Origin of the sequence: Micromonospora sp. NPDC051141, assembly GCF_044455765.1 — a bacterium.
Classification (GTDB): domain Bacteria; phylum Actinomycetota; class Actinomycetes; order Mycobacteriales; family Micromonosporaceae; genus Micromonospora.
On record NZ_JBITFD010000013.1, the window covers coordinates 133603 to 150817 of the forward strand.

Here is a 17215-nt window from a genome sequence, read left to right on the forward strand (position 1 = left end):
GATAGCCGTGGTCACACTGCTCGCCGCACCGGCGGAACCACTCACGAACGCCGGCAACACCCAACTCGTCGTCGCCGCGCTGCTCGGCATCACGGCGGTGGTGCTGCTCATCGCCTGGGGCAAGGTACACCCGTTCCTGGCGCTGATCCTCGGCGCGGCGGTGCTGGGCGTGGTCGCCGGCGTCTCCGCCGAAAAGATCGTCACCTCGTTCAGCGGCGGCGTCGGCTCCACGGTCGGCGGCGTCGGCCTGTTGATCGCGCTCGGCGCGATGATCGGCGGCATGCTGGCCGAGTCGGGCGGGGCGGACAGCATCGTCGAACGGGTGGTGAGCCGGGTCTCCGGCGGCGCGCTGCCCTGGGCGATGGCCGGGGTCGCCGCGTTGATCGGCCTGCCGCTGTTCTTCGAGGTCGGCGTGGTGCTGCTGGTGCCGATCGTGCTGCTGGTCTCGCGCCGGGTCGACGTGCCACTGATGAAGATCGGCATCCCGGCGCTGGCCGGCCTGTCGGTGCTGCACGGCCTGGTGCCGCCGCACCCGGGCCCGCTGGTCGCGATCGACGCGCTCGGCGCCAAGCTCGGCCAGACGCTCGCCTTCGGCCTGCTGGTGGCGATCCCCACCGTGATCATCGCCGGCCCGGTGTTCGGTAACTTCATCGCCCGGTACGTGCCGGCCACCGCACCGGAGGCGCTGCTGCCCACCCGGCGTGACCTGGCGGTCGCCGGGGACCGCAGCCCCACCCGCCCCGGCGACGGGCGGGCCGACGCCGACGGCGACCTGGTCACCGAGGACGACCTGGTCAACCCCGGGGCCGGTCGTCCCGGCGCGTCGATCGACGAGCCGGCCGGGCCGCGGTCCCGCCGCGCGCCGGCGCTCTGGGCCGCCGTGGTCACCGTGCTGCTGCCGGTGGCGCTCATGCTGCTGCGCGCCATCGGCGAGCTGACCCTCGGCGAGGACACCGCCGGCCGCAAGGCGCTGGACATCGCCGGCACCCCGATCGTCGCGCTGCTCGCCGGCGTCATCTTCGCCATGGTCTTCCTGGGCTACCGGAACGGCTTCAGCCGTACCCAGGTCTCGGGTTTCCTGGGTGGCTCGCTGCCGGCGATCGCCGGCATCCTGCTGATCGTGGCCGCCGGCGGCGGCTTCAAGCAGGTGCTGGTGGACGCCGGCGTGGGCAACCTGGTCGCGGACGCCGCCACCGGCGCCAACCTGTCGCCGCTGTTGCTCGGCTGGCTGGTAGCGGTCGGCATCCGGGTGGCCACCGGCTCGGCCACGGTCGCCACCATCACCGCCGCCGGCATCGTCGCACCGCTGGCCGCCACGCTCCAGGGCCCCGAGGTGGCGTTGCTGGCGCTGGCGATCGGCTGCGGGTCGCTGTTCTTCTCGCACGTCAACGACGCCGGTTTCTGGCTGGTGAAGGAGTACTTCGGGCTGACCGTCGGGCAGACCATCAAGAGTTGGTCGGTGATGGAGACCATCATCTCGGTGGTCGGCTTCCTCGGCGTCCTCCTGCTGGACGTCTTCGTCTAGCCCGGCTGCCCGGCTGCCCGGCTGCCCGGCTGCGACGAACGAGGATGCTTCCGCACCGCCTACGAACTTGATGGCGTGAATGGGTCAACCAGGACGCGACCCACCGCAGCCGCCGTGCTGACCCGTCCGTGCCATCAAGTTCGTAGGCGACCGTGGGCACTGTTCGACCCAGGCCAGCCAGGGCCACGAGCCCTGCTCAGGGTGCCTCGACGCCGAGGATCGCCGGCGGGCTCAGGCCCGGCTGACCGCGTTGGCGTGGATGGCCTCGTTCAGGTAGGCGGCCATCCCGGGCCGGATCGTCTCGAAGTACGCGGTGAACCGGGGGTCGGCCACGTACATGTCGGCCAGCCCGGTGTGGATCTCGTACGAGCAGTCGTACCACCACTCGGTGATGAGCTGGCGGTGCTCCTCGGCCAGCGCCATCGCCTCCGGGCCGTCGGCCGGCGCGCCCGAGTCCATCAGCGCGGCGAACCGCCGCCCCCAGTCCTCGTTCACCGCCTTGTTGCGCAGCCAGTCCTCCTTCGAGTAGCGGCTGGCCCGCTGCTGCGACTGCCGGTACGCCTCGGTGTCACCCCACCGCTGCTCCACCTCCTCGGCGTGCTCGTCCGGGTCGAAGTCCCCGAACACCTCGAACCGCTCCTCCGGCGTCAATCGGATCTCCAATTTCCTCGCCTCCATCGCGCGTTCGATCGCCGCGACCATCTCCTGGAGCTTGCCGATCCGCCCGGAGAGCAGCTCGTGCTGCCGGCGCAGGTGCGCCGCCGGGTCGGCGTCCGGGTCGTCCAGGATCGCGGCGATCTCGTCAAGCGGGAACCCCAGCTCGCGGTAGTAGCGGATGAGCTGGAGGCGGTCCAGGTCACGGTCGTCGTAGCGGCGGTAGCCCGCCGGGGTCCGCCCGCTCGGCCGCAGCAGCCCGATCTCGTCGTAGTGGTGCAACGTGCGGACCGTCACCCGGGCCGCCCGCGCCACCTGACCCACCGTGTACGCCATGGGTTCCCTCCCTTCCGCGACCAAGGCTCCCGCCTCCCGCAGCGTGAGGGTCAAGTCACCCGCTGATTCTCTCGTGGGCCAGCGTGGGGAGCAGGTCCGGCAGGGCGCTCGGACGGCCGTACCGCCAGCCCTGGCCCTGCCGGCAGCCGATCGCGGTGACCGCCGCGTGCTGGGCGCCGGTCTCCACCCCCTCCGCCACCACCGCCAGGTCGAACGCGCCGGCCAGCCGGTTGACCATCTCCACCGTGGCGTAGGCGCGGGAGTCGCCGGCGCCCAGCCGGGCCACGAAGGATCGGTCGATCTTCAGTTCGGTGGCCGGGATCCGGTGCAGGTAGCTCAACGACGAGTAGCCGGTGCCGAAGTCGTCGATGGCGATACGGATGCCGAGGTCGCGGAGCTGGGCCAGCCGGTCGAGCACCGCCTCGCTGCCCTCGATCAGCGCCGACTCGGTGAGTTCCAGGGTGAGCGCACGCGGCGGCAGCCCGGCCGCGCCCATCGCGCCGGTGACCGTGGCGATCAGGTCCGGCCGGCACAGGTGGGCGGCGGCGATGTTGACCGCGACGGTCACCTCGGGGGCCCGCTCCCGCCAGGTCGCGGCGGCCCGGCACGCCTCGTGGATCACCCAGCGGTCGATGGCCAGGATCAGCCCGGTCTCCTCGGCCAGCGGCAGGAACCGTGCCGGGGTGAGCACGCCGAGCCGGGGGTGCCGCCAGCGGACCAGCGCCTCGGCGCTGCGGACCGTGCCGGTGGCCAGGTCCACGATGGGCTGGAACTCCATCAGCAACTGACCCTCGTCGACCGCGCGGCGCAGGTCGGCGATCAGCTCGGCCCGGCTCACCGCCGACTCGCGCAGCTCCGGCGTACACGTGCGCCAGGCGGACTTGCCGGCCGCCTTCGCCGCGTACATGGCGATGTCGGCGTCGCGCAGCAGGTCGGTGTGCGAGCTGTGCTGCGGGCCGTACTCGGCGATGCCGATGCTGGCCGACGGGTGGACGCCGAGGTCCTCCTCGCCGGGCAGCGGTTCGAGCGCGGCGAGCAGCCGCACGGCGAGCCGCTCGGGGGCCACCGGGCGGTCCCCGACGACAAGCACCGCGAACTCGTCGCCGCCGAGCCGGGCGATCATCCCGTCCGGGCCGGTCGCGTCCCGCATGCGCGCCGCGGTGGTGGTGAGCAGGCGGTCCCCGGCGGCGTGCCCGAACCGGTCGTTGACCTGCTTGAAGCCGTCCAGGTCGAGCAGCACCACGGCGACCGGCCCGCCCGCCCGCAGCGCGCGGCGCAGCCGCCGGATGAAGGTCAGCCGGTTGGGCAGGCCGGTGAGCTGGTCGGAGTAGGCCAGCCGGCGCAGCCGGGCGACCAGCCGCAGGTTCTCGTTCGCGGCCAACCCCTGCCGCAGCGCCAGCACCCCGAGCAGCGCCATCATGCCGACGAAGACCAGGTGCGGGGTCTGCCCGGTGGGCTGCCGGGACACCATCACCGCGACGATCGCGCCGCCCACCGGCAGGTACGGCAGAGCGACCCGCCACCACGGCGGCAGCGGTGACTCGCCGGCGTCGTCCTCCCGGTCACCGCCGCCCGGCGCCGGATAGCGGGTGGCCAGGCCGACCAGCAGGTAGCTCAGCGGCCAGCAGACGTCGACCGGGTGCCCGGGGGCGTAGCTGCCGTGCGCGACGAGGGAGACGTAGACCGCGTCGGCGCCGGCCCGGATCGCCAGGCCCGCGCCGATCAGGGTGAGCGCCCGCCACATCGGCCGGCCCGGCCCGGCGACCGCCACCAGGATGGTGAGCTGCATCAGGTCGAACATCGGGTAGAGCAGCCCGAACGTGCGCAGCGGGTCGGACAGGTCGGCGGCGGCGAGGTCGCGGAACACCACCACCCAGCCGATCGGGATCAGGGCCAGCCCGACGATCACGCCGTCGAGCAGCGTGCGGGCCTGCCCGATGAAGCTGCTTCCGCCGGCCCGGGAACAGAGCAGCGCGGCGGTGCCGGTGACGATGCCGGCGGTGAACAGCCCGCCGACCAGCGGCGTGTGCGGCAGGTCGATCCCACTGAGCCGCTCGACCGTCCACACCATACGGCCGAGCGCGGCGAGGGCCATGGTGGTCGCGAGCAGCCACCAGAACCGCCGCAATGGGAACGGATGCCGGCGGGCCGCGCCCACGCAGAGCACCGCCGCCCAGCTCGACACCGCCATCGCGCCGAGGTCGCTGACCAGCGCCGCGCCGGGCAGGGCGGCGACCAGCCAGATCATCTCCCCGAGTACGACGACGGCGGCCGCGACGAGTCCGACACGGCCGGCGAGCGGGTGACGGGCCGGTGCCGCGGCGGCGAGGCTCACGTCGTGCGGGGGGACAACGATGCGCTCCGGCTCTCTTCCAGACGTGCGCCCTCGGTGATGAGGACCGGACGGCGGACGACGAACGGCGCAAGCCTAGTCAGCGCCGGGGGCCGCCGCCAGACTCGGTCCGGTGTCGGTCACCGGACGTGACGCGGGCCGTCCCACCGTAGTGGAGACGGCCCGCGTCCTCATCGGACTTCCGCACGGATCACCAGCGGCGGTTGCTGTCCGGCCAGGAGTCGTACGACTGGGCGGAGAGGATCGCGTCCCAGCCGGCGCTGGCCGTGCCGGTCGGCACGTACGCCGCCAGGTCGGCGCCGCTCGTGTCGAACGGCCTGGTTTCCAGGTAGCCGGTCAGCACGCCGTTGGCGTCGCGCCGGTAGTACTGGCCGCCGCCCGGCGAGAAGAGCGACGTGACCCCGGTCCAGCCGCTGGTCGCCGGGTCGAACCGGCCGTCCCAGGCGCCGGCCGGCGTGACGACGTAGGTGGCCAGGGCCCCGGTGCTGGTCGTGGTGATCAGGTGCCCCTTGCCGTTGGCGCCGAGGGACTGCACCCCGAAGCCGCTGGCGATCGGCACCACGTGGTTGGGCAGGTCGGTGGTCGCGTCGGCCGGCTTGGCCTTGGCTACCGTGTACCTGTGCAGGACGCTGCCGGCCTGCCCGAAGAGCGAGCCGTTGCCGTCGTAGACCAGCCGGTCGTGCGTCCAGCCGCCGCCGAGGCGCTCGGTGGTGCGGGTGAAGGTGAGCGGCTGGACGCTCGTGACGTCGACCCGGTGGAGGTCACCGCCGTTGGTCACCAGCAGGGTGTCCGAGCTGAGGGTGGCCAGCGCCTTGGGCGTGAAGCCGAGCGTCTGCTCGGAGACCGTCCGCACCACGATCGCGCCGGTCACCGGGTCGAGGGCGGTGTAGGTGAGCCGGCCGTCGGGCCGGGCGCCGAAGACCGAGATGACGCCGTGCCACGGCCGGGCCGAAAGCAGGGTCTGGTTCCACCCGCTGGTGCTGACCGCTGTGGACTTCGTCAGGTCGGCGCCGCTGCCGTCGACCGGGTTCGCGTCGCGGAAGCGGTCCAGCCCGCCGCCGGCCGTGCGGGCGAAGTACCAGCCGCCACCGGGCGAGAGCACGTGGGTGTAGCCGGCCCAGCCGGTCGTGGCGAGCGTGCTGAGGATGAACCCCTCCGGCCCGCCGCCGTTGACGCGGTAGGAGAGCAGCCGGCCGTCGGTGAGGTTCCCGAGGATGCGGCCCGGCGCCGGGGAGGTGAGCGTCTTCTGGCTGAAGCCGGTGGCGACCGTCACCGGGTACCCGAGGTCGTTCTGCGAGGTCGGCTTCTCGGTGGTGAGCGTCCGGCGACGCAGTTCGTAGCCGATCTGCCCGTAGAGCGAGCCGTAGCCGTCGTAGGTCAGCCGGTCGTAGGTGGACCAACCGTCCATGATCCAGGTGGTGGTGAACGTCAACGGGTCGACGCCGGTGACGTCCAGCCGGTACATCTTGCCGCCGGTGTCGGTCACCAGGATGGTGTTCTCGTTCAGCGTGGCCATCGCCTTGGGCGTGAAGCCGAGCGTCGCGGTCGACACCCGGTTCGCGCGCAGTTCGCCGCTGGTGGCGTCGATGACGCCGTAGGTGAGCTGCCCGGTGGCGGTCACGCCGAAGATCTGCACGTCGGCGGTCCGCTCACGGATCCACGCGGTCAGGTCGTCCACCCGGGTGACGGTGGCCCCGTCGCGGGTCTCGGTCTCGCCGAGGCAGCCCTTCTGCCAGGAGGTGTTGCCGATCGCCACGAGCTGCGGCGCACCGGCGACGACGCGGAGCGCCGGGCCGCCGGCGTCGCCCCGGCAGATGGTGGCCCCGGCCGAGGCGCCGGTGACGTCGGCGGTGGCCGTGCCGACACCCTGCACGGTGAAGTCGGCGGCGTGCAGCCGGTCCGGCACCCACTCGGTCGCGGTGCGGCCGTACCCGGCGATGGTCAGCGTGTCGGCCACGGCGGGCGCGGCGGTGGCGAGCGCGACCGGGGTGACGCCGGTGACCGGGTTGGCGAGCCGGAGCAGCGCCAGATTGCGGTCCGGGTGCGGGAGGACCGCGACGGCGGCGCGCTGGTGCCCGGCGGTGCCGGTCAGGTCGGTGCGCCCGACGACGACGGTGGTGGGGCGGGCCGGGGCGCCGGCGGTGACGGGGCCGGTGCCGTCGGTCAGGCAGGTCTTCGCGGTGACCACGAAGTTCGGGTCGACCAGCGCGCCGGTGCAGGCGCGCAGGTCACCGAAGGTGATCTTGGCGGTGAAGGCGTAGGTGCCGTCGGGCACCGGGGTGGCACCGCTGACCGCCGACGCGGTCCCACCACCCAGCAGTGTCGAGACGGTGACGACGCCGAGGAGAGCGGCTCCCCACCGGCGGGCATGGCGAACTGACAACGAATCCCCCGTGGTTCGATCGGCGCGGACCGGGGGTCCGGCCCGGTCCCGCTGGATGTTATCCGGCGGACACGCGACGTGTAGCGCGCCGGAACATAACCGCCCAAACGCGACAGCCAGCCGGACCGGACCGATCTGTCCTCACTGGGCGGTCAGGTCCTCGCTGGACGGTTCGACGTGGTGCTCCGGCGGTCCGCCGTGCGTCCACGGCGTCTCCTCCGGCGTCGGGAACACGCCACCCGGCAGGTAGCCGTCGGAGAGGCTGGTCAGGCAGATCCGCTCCCCCACCTCCGGCACGCTGCCGGCCGGCGCGGTCAGCCCGCGCCCCATCCCGCCGGACAGCTCCAGCACCACCTCCGTCTTGCCGTCCCCGCCGGGGGTCACGAACACCACAGTCGCCTTCTGCCCCGGCCGGGCCGGCGAATACAGCGTCGCGCCCACCGGCATCGGCACCGGCTCGACGGTCACCACCTGGATCCGGGGCCGCAGCACCGGCCGCCGGCCGGAGTCGTCCACCCGCTTCGGGTCCGCCAGCGTCACCTCGCCCACGAACGCCTCCCCGGCCAGCCGGTGCTCGGCCATCACCAGCGGATCGTCGTACGCCCGCTGCACCGCCCACGCGGTCAACGCCCGCTCCAGCCGCTGCAACCGCAGCGCCGCGGCCACCGCGCCGTCGCGGCGCGGCTGCGGACCGCCGCCGGCGTCCACATGCTCGGCGTACCCGGTGAACGCGTCCCGGTCCCCGGCCCACCGGCCCGCCACCCGCGCGCCGGGCGGCAGCGCCCGCAACAGCCCGACCCCGCGCCACATCAGCTCCCAGGTGGGCGCGAACTGGCCGCGCACCAGGGCGGCAAGCTCGGCGTACGCGGACGAGCGGGCCGCCGGGTCGTCCCCCGCCCCGGCGTACGCCTCGATCGCCGGGGCCAGCCGGTGGTTGTCGAAGTCCGGGTCGGTGGCCGGCCCGGCCGGGGGCACGAGCGCCGGGTCCTCGGCCCGGAGCGCCGCCTCGGCCCCGGTCGACCCGGGCGGCGGGTCGAGCCAGCCGAGCACCGCCGGCAGGTGCAGGTCCTCCACCGCGCTCTGCCCGGTCGCCCAGTGCAGCGTCAGCGCGTCGGTCAGCGCCAGCAGCGCCGCCGAGCCGGGCTGCTCGGCCCGCTCCGCGAAGAACGTCAACCAGCGGCCGAGCAGCGGCACCGACGGGTGCACCGGATGGTCGCCGTCCGGGCGACGGAACCGGGTGGACCGGCCGAACAGCCGCAGGAACGTGATCCCGGCCGGGTTCGGCACCAGCAGTTGCGGCGCGTCGACGTACCGGTGGCGGACGTCCCGGCCCCGGTCCACCGCCACCGCCTCGGTCACGCCGCGGAACGAGTCCAGATAGGGCAGCACGATGCCGGCCAGCTCGGCGGCGAACGCGAACCGCTGGTCCCGGTTGCGGGGCTGCGGCACCACCAGCAGCCGGGCCTCGTCCGGCGCGGCGCCCACCAGCACGGCCAGCGGGGCGTTCGCCTCACCCGCGAGGGCCAGCGGCACCAGCACCAGCGGCCGGTCCGACAGGTGCAGGTGCCGGACCGTGGCCACCGGCTGGGCCCGCCCGGCGGCGACCGCCTGCGCCCGGGCCAGCGCGCGCAGCGTACTCAACGCGGCTCCCCCGCTCGACGCGCCCGCGCGCTTCGGGGCGTACTCATGCGGGGTTTCCGGCGAGGGCGTCGGCGCGCAGGCGCGCGGCGGCCCGCAGCAGCGCGGCGGCCTCCGCCTGCTCCGGCTCCGGGGTGCCGACGCCCGCGGCGAGCGCCAGCACGTCCGCCACCGCCGGCACACCGCCGAGCGCCTCCCGGACCGGCCGGCCCAGCGCCCCGGTCTGGCCGCGCGCCTCGTGCCGGCAGAAAAAGGCCAGCTCGCAGGCGGCCAGGCAGTCCGGCGCGTAGCGGGCCGGCACCTCGTGCAGCGCGGCGGCCAGCGTGGCCGGGTCGGCCGCCGGGTCGGCGGTGAAGCCGGCCGGCAGGGTGGCCAGCAGGTCGTCGACGCGGGCCATCCGGGCGAGCTGCCGGCGCAGCACCAGGAGCTGCCGGCGGACGTCGAGCAGGCTGGCCACCGGCCGGTTGGCGAAGTCGCGCGGGCAGATCAGCACCACCTCGTGCGAGACCAGCTCCGGATCGCGTCCCGCGGCGGCGAGCAGCTCACGCAGGGCCAGCACGTAGACCGCGGACTGGATCGCGGCGGCGGCCACCTTCGCCGGGTCGGCCTGCCCGTCGATCACCGGAAACGACTTGATCTCCACGACGTGGAACCGGCCGCCCAGCCGGGCGGCGACCAGATCCGGCTCCAGGTGCACGCGCCGGCCGGCCACCTCCAGGCCGAGCAGCGGATGGTCGAACAGCGCCGGGCCGTCCCCGCCGGCCGTCAACGCCGCCCGGGAGCGTGCCGTCCGGTCGTCGTCGCCGCCCAGGTCCGTCCAGGTCGCGCCCGCCGGCACCGGTACGCCGAGCCGCTCCGCCACCAGGCGCAGCAGCTCCACCCCGCCGTCCGCCTTGACCTGGGCCTCGAACGCGTTGCCCCGGGTGATGGCGAACCGGGACTGCCCGAACCGGGCCGGGAAGCCCAGCCGCTCGGCCAGCGCCGGCTTGTCCGCGCCGGCGCTGTCCAGCACCGCGCGCCGGGTGCAGCCGGGGTTGCCGGTCAGCGCCGCGATGGTGCGGGCGTTGTGCCGCCGCGGCGGCCCCCCACCCCGAATCTCCCCCAGCCGATCTTCCACCCGATGAAGTGTAAGGAGGGGCCCCCGCTTAACGCCTCCGGTAGCGGCGGGGCCCCTGTCAACACCCGCTCCGGCGGGTCACCGTCCGGCGGAACGGTTCCACGGGGAGCGCGGGGACAGCGCGCCCGCCGCCGGCCGGCTGCGGCGACGGTGCCGACGGCCGGGCGTGCAGGGTGGACGGGCGGCGGTGTGCACCGGTACGGCAGGTGGGGTGACCATCGGCCGTCCCATCAGCCAGCAGAGGAAGCGCGTCACGGTCAGCCGACCGGGAGGCGCTCGGCCTCGGCGCGGGAGATGTCGTACTCGGCGCCGCAGAACGTGCACTGCTGCGCGTACCGGGTACGCACCGGGATCAGCGGGACGAAGAAGAGGCTGAACTTCGTGGCCCGCCGGGTGATCACCTGTGCGGCCCGGTTGCCGCAGTGACGGCAGACCCGGGTGACGACACCGGAGCGGGTGACCTTGGTCCGCAGCCCGAAGATGAAGAACATCGCCCGGCATTACCCACCCGGGGCACGTGTTAAGCGGGGCCCCCGCCTATACCTGAGGCGTTAACCGGGGGCCCCTCCTTACACCTCAGAGCCAGATGGGGCGCCAGGCGGGGAGTTCGTGGAAGCGGCGCAGCTCGGCCAGGCCGGCCACCGTGCCGGTCCAGGCCGCGTACGGGGGGTTGCCCTCGTCGAAGCCGGACTGCACGAACGTCAGCTTCGTCCGGCCGGCGGACTTGGCCAGCTCCCAGGTGCTGACGCCGGTGGGCCCCCAGTCGACGGAGATGGCCCGGCCGGGCGTCACGTCCAGCACCTTCGCCACATAGCCGGTGTCGAAGCCACCCATCGCGTAGCGACCGCCCGCCCAGGGTTCGATGCCGATCGGGTAGCCGAACCAGGCACTGGCCTGCTCCGAGTCGGTCAGCGAGGTCCACACCGCGTCGATCGGGGCGTCGATCAGCAACTCGCCACTCAGGTCGGCGGCGGTGAAGTCGGTACGCGGCAGCAGCGGCCGGCCCTCCAGGTGCGCGTTGAGGTTGGCGATCGACAGCGCCCAGTACGTCTGGAGCACGCCCCGGATGCTGCTGCCGCTCATCGCCTCGTCGAAGGAGAAGTGGCTCTGCCGCAGCGTGAGGATCGTGGCGTCGCCGTCGGGCGCCAGCTCGATCTCGGTGGTGGTCTCCACCCCGTCGAGCGTCCACGCGAAGCGCAGCGACGTGTCGTCGACGTGCCGCAGCCGCTGGTGCGGCGCGTCCCCCTCGGGCGTGAAGCGGCCCCAGAACTCGTACCGGCGGGGCAGCTCGACCTCGGCGTGCTCGGCGAGCCACACGCGCAGCTCGGTCGGGTCGGTCAGCGCGTGGCGGACGGTCGCCACGTCGGCGGCGAGGCGGGCGCGGACGGTCAGCGGCTCAGTCATCGGTGTGATCGCCTTTCGGGTAGCAGGCCACGGCGAGCTTGAAGGCGTCTCCCTCGGCGCCGCCGTATCGGGTGAACAGGTCCCGCAGCGTCGACTGCAGGTCGTGCAGGAACTCCTGGCGCCGCTCGGCGGGCACCCGGATCTCGCCGGACACGCCGATCGAGGGCAGCTCGGGGGCGGCGCGGTCGAGCGCGGCGATGTCGGCCTGGACCTCCTCCATCAGGTCGAGCAGGTAGCCGAGGCTCAGCTCGTCGCGCACCCGGCGCCCGTCGCCGAGGCGGCCGACCAGCCGCGGGGAGAGCCAGTAGGACCGGGCGACGGCCTGGTAGATGCCCTCGGTGATGCCGCGCACCTGCCGCTGCGCGACCTGCTCGGCCAGGCCGGCCGCGACCAGTTGCTTGACGTGGTAGTAGACGCGCTGCGGCGTCTGGTCCAGCCGGGCGGCGACCTCGGTGCAGGTGCGCGGTTCGGCGAGTTGCCGCAGCACCTCGATGCGCTGCGGCTTGAGCAGGGCTTCCGCCTGCTCACGGGCTTCCAGGTACAGGACGTCTCTCATGGCAAAAACAAGTTTGTACGTACAAAATTTGTTTGTCAATGACGTCGACGAGAGGCCGCGCGGGTCGCGCGGCCTCTCGTCGGTACGGGTCAGGGCGTCCAGTCCGGACGCAGCGGGTAGCCGTTCACCCCCTGCGGGCCGTTGTGCGTGGCGAGCACCTGGTGCAGTTGGATGCCGTTGCGTTCGAACGCCATCCGGGAGCCGGCCATGTAGAGGCCCCACACCCGGGCGGTGCCCGGACCGACCTCGTCGACGCAGAAGTCCCAGTGCTCGACCAGGTTGCGGCACCAGCCGGCCAGCGTCAGCGCGTAGTGCTGGCGCAGGTTCTCCTCGTGGTGCACCTCGAACCCGGCGTCGTGGATCTCGCTGATCAGCCGCCCCGGGCCGGCCAGCTCACCGTCCGGGAAGACGTACCTGTCGATGAACGCGCCGGAGCGGTGCGGCGCCCGGTTGTCGGCCCGGGTGATGCAGTGGTTGAGCAGCCGCCCACCGGGCTTGAGCCGGGACCGCAACGCGCCGAAGTAGGCCGGGTAGTTGCGCACGCCGATGTGCTCGGTCAGCCCGATCGAGGAGATCGCGTCGAACTGCTCGCGCGGCGCGTCCCGGTAGTCGAGGTGCCGCACCTCGGCCAGGTCGCCCAGCCCCTCCCGCTCGATCGCGGCCTGCGCCCACTCGGCCTGCGCCCTGGACAGCGTCACGCCCAGCGCCTTGACGCCGTATTCCCGGGCCGCGTGCCGGACCATGCCGCCCCAGCCGCAGCCGACGTCCAGCAGCCGCATCCCCGGCCGCAGCGCCAGTTTGCCGGCGACCAGGTCGTACTTGGCCCGCTGCGCCTCCTCCAGCGTGTCGCCGGGGGTGCGGAAGACCGCGCAGGTGTACGTCATGGACTCGCCGAGCACCTTCTCGTAGAAGGCGTTCGACACGTCGTAGTGGTGGGAGATCGCGGTGCTGTCCCGCGCCCGCGAGTGGCGCAACCCGTTCACCACCCGCTTCCAGCGCGGCGCCGCCTCCTGCGGCGGGGCCGGCGGGGGCCGCAGCCGCTCCCAGCCCAGCCCTCTGACCAGGGCCAGCGCGTCGGCCACCGGCGGCAGCCGCAGCGGCAGCTCGTCCTTGAGCACCCGCAACGCCTCGTACGGGTCACCCGGGTGCACGCCGTCGAGGCCCAGGTCACCGCTGACGTAGGCCCGGGCCATGCCCAGGTCACCCGGCGCGGTGAGGAGGTACGACAGGCCCCGCTCGGTGCGGATCGCCAGGGTGATCCCGGCGTCGGCCGGGCCCACCGCGCTGCCGTCGTACCCGGTGACCCGGACGGGCAGGTCGCCGGTGGTCACCGCGCGGATCACGTCCGCGACGGTCGGTCCGGTGCGCCGGCCGCCCGTGGGCGGCCCGGCCGGGGCGCTCGCCGCCCCCGGTGTTCGGTCGGTCAGACTCATGCTCGGGATACCGCCTTCTCGTACAGTCCGGTGAGTCGGTGCTCCGGGTCGTAGCGGTCCTTCACGGCACGCCAGGTCTCCCCGCCGTAGAGCCGGTCGAACGCGGCCCGGTCGTAGTACGCGTCGGAGTAGAGCGACTTGTGGCCGCCCGTCTCCGACACCATGTGCTCGATCCGCCGGTTGACGTCGCCGTCGGCGGCGCCCGGCGCGATCGGGACGCTGCCCCAGAAGCCGATGTTCACATAGGTCTCGCCCGGTTGGAGCGGATACAGCGGCCACGCCCGGGCCGACCCCGGGCCGGCCGGCTCCCGCAACCGCAGCGGGCAGAGCCACACCGGGTTCATTCCCACGTTCGCCGCGAACCAGCGCAGGAACTCCGGCGTACGCGCGAGCGGGATCTCCACGTCCTGCACCACCCGCTCGCGCGCCGGCCGGCCCCGCCACCTGTCGACCCGGGCGGCCACCTGGTGCCGGTGCTCGAAGCGCACGATCTTGTGATAGAAGTCGCTGCGCCGGTAGCGCTGCGGCCAGAGCCGCCGGAGGACCGGGTGCTGCACGCCGAACGCGGACGAGCACCAGAACCAGTCGGTGTCCCACCGCCAGAGATAGTCGTACGCGGTCAGCACGTCGCGGGTGCGCCGACGCAGGGAGCGGTAGTAGATCTCCTGGCCGGTGTAGTCGGACGGACGGCCGTCGGCCTGGTCGGTGAACGTGGCGAGCACCAGGTAGGACTCGCCGGGGCTGAACATCACGCCGTCCATGGCGTCGACCGGCTCGCCGGCGAACGCGCCCTTGTCGACCACCTCGCCGATCGCGTCGACCAACTCCTCAAGCCGGGTGAACCGGATGTTGCGCAGCGCCACGTGCCGGCCGACCGGTTGCAGCTCGATGCGCAGCCGGGTGGCGTAACCGAGGCTGCCCAGCGAGTTGGGGAACGCCCGGTGCAGCTCGGCGTGCTCGCCCCGGGGGCGGGTGGTGATCAGCTCACCCGCGCCGGTGAGCACGTCCATCTCGGTCACCGACTCGTGCGGCAGGCCGTTGCGGAACGACGTCGACTCGATGCCCAGGCCGGTCACCGCGCCACCCAGCGTGATGGTGCGCAACTGCGGCACGACGAGCGGCATCAGCCCGTGCGGCAGCGTCGCGTCGACCAGGTCCTCGTAGGTGCACATGCCCTGCACGTCGGCGGTGCGGGCCGTCGCGTCGACGTCGAGCACCCCGGTCAGCCCGCGCACGTCCAGCCCCGGCACCCGGGGCGCGGAACGGGGACGGAACAGGTTCGACGTCTGCTTGGCCAGCCGCACCGTCTCACCGGCGGGCACCGCGGCGTAGGACCGCCGCAACGCGTCCACCGCCCGTTCATGATCACGGACAGCTCGCATGAGATCACCTTACGCCCCGGTCCGACAATTCGTGGCACCTCGACGGTGGCCGCCGGGCGGGTCGCGGCATAGCGTGGAGGACATGCCGAAAGCCGTCTGGAACGACCTGGTCGTCGCGGAGAGCGACGACACCGTACTGGTCGAGGGCAACCACTACTTCCCGCGTACGGCCCTGCGCGACGACCTGATCCGCTCCTCCGACACGCACACGGTCTGCCCGTGGAAGGGCACCGCCTCCTACTTCACTCTGGAACACGAGGGCGTCACCAGTCCGGACGCGGTCTGGTACTACCCCGAGCCGAAGCCCGAGGCCGAGATGGTGCGGGACCGGGTGGCGTTCTGGAAGGACGTCCGGGTCGTCGACTGAGTCACCGGCCGCCGGGGCGACTGGCCCTCGGCGGCTCCGGTGGGTCAGGATGCCCCCATGGCCGACCCGCGTCCCGACCCGTCCGGCACCGTCTACGGTGCCCGCCCCGCCCGCGGCGGGAGCCGGCTGCCCCGGGACCCGCTGATGCGCACCGCGCTGGGCATCGGCCTGGTCGGCGTACTCCTGGGGGTGTTCTTCGCGACCGGCGTGCTGGGGGGCGGGGCCGACCGGCCGGTGGTGCCGGCGGCGGCCGTGCCGACCCCGGCGGAGAGCGAGCCGAGTTCGGCCCCGCCGACGACCGCTGCCGCGCCGTCGCCCACGCCGAGCGCGACGCCGGAGACACCGGCCGCGCCGGTGGCCACGCCCCGGGTGATCCGGGGCGTGCCATCCGGGCGCTGCGTCGGCGTCACCGGCGACGACCCGGAGGGCGCGCAGGCCGCGCTCGCCGACTGCACCGGCGGGCCGGAGCAGCAGTGGGTGGTCACGCCGGTCGCCCCCGACACCTACCTGCTGGTCAACGCCGCCAGCGGCAAGTGCCTCGACGTCAACGAGGCGAGCACCGACGACGGCGCCGACGTGCAGCAGTGGTCCTGCAACGGGCAGGCCAACCAGCAGTGGAAGCTCCAGCCGACAGGCGGCGGGCCGGTGCTGCTGGTCGCCGTGCACAGCGGCAGGTGCGCGCAGGTCGACGACGCGGGCACCGAGGCCGGTCGGGAGCTGGAACAGGCGCCGTGCGGCGGCGGCGCCGAGCAGCAGTGGGCGCTCGGCTGACTCAGCTCCGGTAGCTCCAGGCCCGCCGCCCGGCCGTGACTGCGGGCAACGCGAGCGCGGGCCGTCGGCGCAGCAGCAGGGAGAGCCCGGCCGCGCCGATCGAGAGCGCACCGGCCACGTACCAGGCCATCGCGTAGTCACCGAGGCGGTCCCGGACCAGGCCGGCGCCGGTGGCGGCCAGCGCGGCGCCCACCTGGTGCGCGGCGAACACCCAGCCGAACACCACCGCACCGGACGCGCCGAACCACTCCCGGCACAACGCCACCGTCGGCGGCACGGTGGCCACCCAGTCGAGCCCGTAGAAGACGACGAAGACCAGCATGCTCGGCTCGGCCCGGCCGGCGAACAGGCTCGGCAGCACCAGCAGCGATCCGCCGCGCAACGTGTAGTAGGCGCCGAGCAGCAGCCGGCTGTCGACCCGGTCGGTGAGCCAGCCGGACGCCACCGAGCCGGCGATGTCGAAGATCCCGACCAGGGCGAGCAGGCCGGCGGCGGTGGTCTCCGGCATGCCGTGGTCGTGCGCGGCCGGCACGAAGTGCGTGCCGACCAGCCCGTTCGTGGTCGCGCCGCAGATCGCGAAGCCGCCGGCCAGCAACCAGAACGGCCGGGTCCGCGCGGCGGCGGCCAGCGCGCCGATCGCGCGGCCCGCCGCGCCGCCCGCCGGCCGGGCCGGCGGCACGACAGCGGTGGCGCCGTAGGCCGGCCGCCCGAGATCCGCCGGGTGCTCGCGCAGCAACCACCCCACCAGGGGTACGACGGCGAGCGCGGCCCCGGCCACGACGAGTGCCGCCGTCCGCCACCCGTGGTCGCGCACCAGCACCGCGAGCAGCGGGAGGAACACCAGTTGCCCGGCCGCCCCGCCGGCGGTGAGCACGCCGGTGACCAGGCCCCGGCGGCGGACGAACCAGCGCCCGGTGACGGTCGCCACGAACGCCAGCGCCATCGAGCCGGTACCCAGCCCGACCAGCACGCCCCAGCAGAGGATGAGCTGCCAACTCTCGGTCATCGCCACGGTCAGCCCGCTGCCGGCGGCCACCAGCAGCAGCGCGACGGCCACCACCCGGCGGATGCCGAACCGGTCCATCAGCGCCGCGGCGAACGGGGCGGTGACGCCGTAGAGCAGCAGGTTGACCGAGACGGCGGCGGAGATGGTGGCGAGCGGCCAGCCGAACTCGGCGTGCAACGGATGCAGCAGGACGCCCGGGGTGGCCCGGAAGCCGGCGGCGCCGACCAGCGCCACGAACGCGACGCCGGCGACCAGCCAGGCCGGGTGCAGTCTTCTCACCCCACCGAGTC

General features: G+C 73.8%; 14 protein-coding genes. 3 read left to right on the top strand and 11 right to left on the bottom strand.

Annotated elements, in window-relative coordinates:
* Positions 1 to 7: 7 nt before the first annotated feature.
* Complete coding sequence (locus ACIA6B_RS23970; RefSeq protein ID WP_396776477.1) at positions 8 to 1525, top strand: SLC13 family permease; 1518 nt, start codon at positions 8 to 10, stop codon at positions 1523 to 1525.
* A gap of 231 nt (positions 1526 to 1756) precedes the next feature.
* Here the strand turns inward: ACIA6B_RS23970 and ACIA6B_RS23975 are convergent, their stop codons facing one another.
* The 10 genes from ACIA6B_RS23975 to ACIA6B_RS24020 form a co-directional block, all read right to left on the bottom strand.
* Complete coding sequence (locus ACIA6B_RS23975; protein WP_396776479.1) at positions 1757 to 2515, bottom strand: MerR family transcriptional regulator; 759 nt, start codon at positions 2513 to 2515, stop codon at positions 1757 to 1759.
* A gap of 55 nt (positions 2516 to 2570) precedes the next feature.
* Positions 2571 to 4763 (bottom strand): putative bifunctional diguanylate cyclase/phosphodiesterase, encoded by a 2193-nt coding sequence (locus ACIA6B_RS23980; protein WP_396776481.1) that lies wholly within the window; start codon positions 4761 to 4763, stop codon positions 2571 to 2573.
* Positions 4764 to 5058: 295 nt separating this feature from the next.
* Entirely contained in the window at positions 5059 to 7251 is a 2193-nt protein-coding gene (locus ACIA6B_RS23985; RefSeq protein ID WP_396776483.1) for a S1 family peptidase, read from the bottom strand.
* Between the two features lie 141 nt (positions 7252 to 7392).
* Positions 7393 to 8892 carry a hypothetical protein gene (locus ACIA6B_RS23990; protein WP_396776485.1) on the bottom strand — a complete coding sequence of 500 codons (1500 nt, stop codon included), beginning with the start codon at positions 8890 to 8892 and terminating at the stop codon, positions 7393 to 7395.
* Between the two features lie 43 nt (positions 8893 to 8935).
* Positions 8936 to 10006, bottom strand: a complete 1071-nt coding sequence (locus ACIA6B_RS23995; RefSeq protein ID WP_396776487.1) for a hypothetical protein — start codon at positions 10004 to 10006, stop codon at positions 8936 to 8938.
* 257 nt (positions 10007 to 10263) lie between these two features.
* Positions 10264 to 10497, bottom strand: a complete 234-nt coding sequence (locus ACIA6B_RS24000; RefSeq protein ID WP_396776489.1) for a zinc-ribbon domain-containing protein — start codon at positions 10495 to 10497, stop codon at positions 10264 to 10266.
* A gap of 85 nt (positions 10498 to 10582) precedes the next feature.
* Positions 10583 to 11410 (bottom strand): SRPBCC domain-containing protein, encoded by an 828-nt coding sequence (locus ACIA6B_RS24005; RefSeq protein WP_396776490.1) that lies wholly within the window; start codon positions 11408 to 11410, stop codon positions 10583 to 10585.
* The gene (locus tag ACIA6B_RS24010) at positions 11403 to 11966 is read right to left on the bottom strand and encodes a helix-turn-helix domain-containing protein (RefSeq protein ID WP_396776492.1); all 564 of its coding nucleotides are present in this window, start codon (positions 11964 to 11966) and stop codon (positions 11403 to 11405) included. Before ACIA6B_RS24010 ends, ACIA6B_RS24005 begins: the two co-directional genes overlap by 8 nt.
* 89 nt (positions 11967 to 12055) lie before the next feature.
* On the bottom strand, positions 12056 to 13399 hold the full coding sequence (locus ACIA6B_RS24015; protein ID WP_396776494.1) for a class I SAM-dependent methyltransferase: 1344 nt from the start codon (positions 13397 to 13399) through the stop codon (positions 12056 to 12058).
* The gene (locus tag ACIA6B_RS24020) at positions 13396 to 14781 is read right to left on the bottom strand and encodes an FAD-binding oxidoreductase (RefSeq protein ID WP_396776495.1); all 1386 of its coding nucleotides are present in this window, start codon (positions 14779 to 14781) and stop codon (positions 13396 to 13398) included. Before ACIA6B_RS24020 ends, ACIA6B_RS24015 begins: the two co-directional genes overlap by 4 nt.
* 82 nt (positions 14782 to 14863) lie before the next feature.
* On the opposite strand from ACIA6B_RS24020, the gene ACIA6B_RS24025 reads away from it, so the two are divergent.
* Both ACIA6B_RS24025 and ACIA6B_RS24030 read left to right on the top strand, forming a co-directional pair.
* Positions 14864 to 15148: a DUF427 domain-containing protein gene (locus tag ACIA6B_RS24025; protein ID WP_396776497.1), complete on the top strand. Its 285-nt coding sequence runs from the start codon at positions 14864 to 14866 to the stop codon at positions 15146 to 15148.
* A gap of 57 nt (positions 15149 to 15205) precedes the next feature.
* A complete protein-coding gene (locus ACIA6B_RS24030; protein ID WP_396776499.1) occupies positions 15206 to 15919 on the top strand; it encodes an RICIN domain-containing protein in 714 nt (237 codons plus the stop codon).
* A 1-nt stretch (position 15920) separates the two neighbouring features.
* On the opposite strand, the gene ACIA6B_RS24035 is transcribed toward ACIA6B_RS24030, so the two are convergent.
* The gene (locus ACIA6B_RS24035; protein WP_396776501.1) at positions 15921 to 17204 is read right to left on the bottom strand and encodes an MFS transporter; all 1284 of its coding nucleotides are present in this window, start codon (positions 17202 to 17204) and stop codon (positions 15921 to 15923) included.
* Positions 17205 to 17215: the final 11 nt, after the last annotated feature.

Bases quoted from the DNA above. Each gene is read 5' to 3' on its own strand.
- ACIA6B_RS23975 (WP_396776479.1), bottom strand. From the start codon at position 2,515: ATGGCGTACACGGTGGGTCAGGTGGCGCGGGCGGCCCGGGTGACGGTC.
- ACIA6B_RS23980 (WP_396776481.1), bottom strand. From the start codon at position 4,763: ATGATCTGGCTGGTCGCCGCCCTGCCCGGCGCGGCGCTGGTCAGCGAC.
- ACIA6B_RS24000 (WP_396776489.1), bottom strand. From the start codon at position 10,497: ATGTTCTTCATCTTCGGGCTGCGGACCAAGGTCACCCGCTCCGGTGTC.
- ACIA6B_RS24005 (WP_396776490.1), bottom strand. From the start codon at position 11,410: ATGACTGAGCCGCTGACCGTCCGCGCCCGCCTCGCCGCCGACGTGGCG.
- ACIA6B_RS24010 (WP_396776492.1), bottom strand. From the start codon at position 11,966: ATGAGAGACGTCCTGTACCTGGAAGCCCGTGAGCAGGCGGAAGCCCTG.
- ACIA6B_RS24015 (WP_396776494.1), bottom strand. From the start codon at position 13,399: ATGAGTCTGACCGACCGAACACCGGGGGCGGCGAGCGCCCCGGCCGGG.
- ACIA6B_RS24020 (WP_396776495.1), bottom strand. From the start codon at position 14,781: ATGCGAGCTGTCCGTGATCATGAACGGGCGGTGGACGCGTTGCGGCGG.
- ACIA6B_RS24025 (WP_396776497.1), top strand. From the start codon at position 14,864: ATGCCGAAAGCCGTCTGGAACGACCTGGTCGTCGCGGAGAGCGACGAC.
- ACIA6B_RS24030 (WP_396776499.1), top strand. From the start codon at position 15,206: ATGGCCGACCCGCGTCCCGACCCGTCCGGCACCGTCTACGGTGCCCGC.